The following is a 2,106-nucleotide window of genomic DNA, read 5'->3' on the forward strand; positions in this document are numbered from 1 at the left end:
CACCAGCCCCGCCCCCACCCCGAGCCCGAGCGTCGGACCGACAACGAGTGTGGGACCGACAACGAGTGTCAGCCCCACCGGCGCCGCTGCGCAGGTAGAGCCGCAGGGGATCTACGTCATCTTCCACGCCTTCGCGATCGACGACCGCGTCGCGACCGACAACCAGACCGCGCAGCAGTTCATCAGCGACATCCAGCGGTTGCCAGATGTGGGAGTGGTCCGATTGATGGACAGCCGCCGGTCACAACGGCTTCGCGAACCCACCGACGAGCCCGGTCAGGGCGAGTACGTGGTCCTTAAGGACGGGTTCGCCAGCTATCAGGACGCGACAGGCTACTGCGCGAAGGTGCTGCCCGCGCTCAGGCAGTCGGTCAAGGGCGCCAACTGCTACGCCGTGCCCGAGTGAACGCCGCCTCATGACCGTGAACCCCGGCGGCGTCCTCCGCTGCGCTCCTCGCTCGCTGGCGCTCCCTACGATGCTCGCTTTGGACCCCGCCTCATGACCCACGCGCTATGACCTATGCCCTCGGCATCGACGTCGGGACCACGTTCACCGCGGCCGCGATCTGGCGGGACGGGCGGGCTGAGGTCGTCGACCTCGACGAACGCGCGAGGACGATACCGTCCGTACTGTTCCTCCGTGACGACGGAGTGATGCTGGTCGGTGAGGCCGCGGAACGACGTGCCATAGCCGATCCGTCCCGGGTGGCGAGGGAGTTCAAACGCCGGTTCGGCGATGACGTGCCGGTACGACTCGCCGACACGTGGGTGGAAATACCCGACCTCGTCGCCGACATGATCAGATTTGTCGTCAACAAGGTCACCGAGCGTGAGTCGCAGGCACCAGGCCATGTGATGCTGACCCGCCCCGCCACCTGGTCCGGTCACCGCCAGGACCTGATGGAACAGGCCGCCGGGCTCGCCGGCCTCACCGACGTCGGGCTCCTTTCCGAGCCGGTGGCAGCCGCGGGACACTACGCGGCGCAGGACCGCCTCACCCCAGGCGATCGTGTCGGTGTCTACGATCTCGGCGGCGGCACCTTCGACGCGACGGTGCTGCGAAAGACCGACGGTGGTTTCGAGGTGTGCGGCGAACCCGGCGGTGACGACGACCTCGGTGGCATCGACATCGACGAGGCCGTACTCGACCACATCGCGCGGACGGTCGGCCCGCCCTGGCAACGCCAGGATCTGACCGACCCCGAGACGGCACGTGCGGTCGCCCAGGTGCACGCCGCAGCGGTCGCGGCCAAGGAGGCGCTGTCCGCCGATACCGACGCCGAGATCCCCGTGATCATCCCGGGTTGCAACCGGACCGTCCGACTCACCCGTGATGACCTGGAGGAATCCGTACGGATCATGGTGTTGCGGACCCTTGACACGTTCCGGCGCACGTGCCGTTCCGCCGGGGTGGAGCCGGCGGAACTCAACCGGGTCCTGCTTGTCGGTGGGTCGAGCCGCATTCCCCTGGTCGCCCGGCTGGTCGAGCGGGAGTTCCGCGTGCTGGTGACCGTGGACACGCACCCGAAGTTCGCGGTCTGTCTCGGCGCGGCGATCGCCGGCGGGGCACGGCTGTCACGGCGGGCACCGCAGACACGGCGGACACCGCAGACACCGCAGACACCGCAGACCACCGACCGTGGCACCGCGCGAAGCGCAGACAGCGGCACGGCGGCCCTGGCCGCAGACCTGCTCGCGCCGCTGCCGGTTGCGGCCCGGCCAGCTGTGGCCGTCGAGGTCGACCTCGCCCAAGCCGGGCTCGACGAGCCCTACGACCAGCTCCTGCATCCGCCGCACGTACGCGCCCGCGACGTCTGGCTGACCGACCGCGACGAACCGCTGCGCATAGAGGTCGGACCGTCGGACGAGGGCTACCGCAACCAGAGCAGGCGCGTGGCCGCGGTGGGTGGACTGATCGCGCTGGTGGTGCTCGCGGCGATCCTCGCCGCTGTGTTCGCGGCGACCGGGCACTCATCGTCATCGACGTCCGCCCCGCAGTCCTCCGGTCCAGGCAGTGCTGGCTCCACCGGACCGGCCGGATCGGCCGCCAGATCCTCGACGGTCGCCAGACTCACCGGAGGCCCGCTGACAGCCGACGCCGCGCCC

At 69.8% G+C, this 2,106-nt stretch carries 1 protein-coding gene and 1 pseudogene; both read left to right on the top strand.

Translation table 11 applies throughout. The features are described from left to right. Window positions 1-406: pseudogene (locus tag U9978_RS18760) on the top strand (hypothetical protein); the annotation flags it as partial. A 107-nt stretch (window positions 407-513) separates the two neighbouring features. Beyond that, window positions 514-2,106: Hsp70 family protein (locus U9978_RS18765; protein WP_322762442.1), on the top strand; the 1,593-nt coding region annotated here is incomplete at its 3' end.

Source organism: Protofrankia sp. Cr2 (assembly GCF_963555885.1).
In the GTDB taxonomy this organism is placed as follows: domain Bacteria; phylum Actinomycetota; class Actinomycetes; order Frankiales; family Frankiaceae; genus Protofrankia.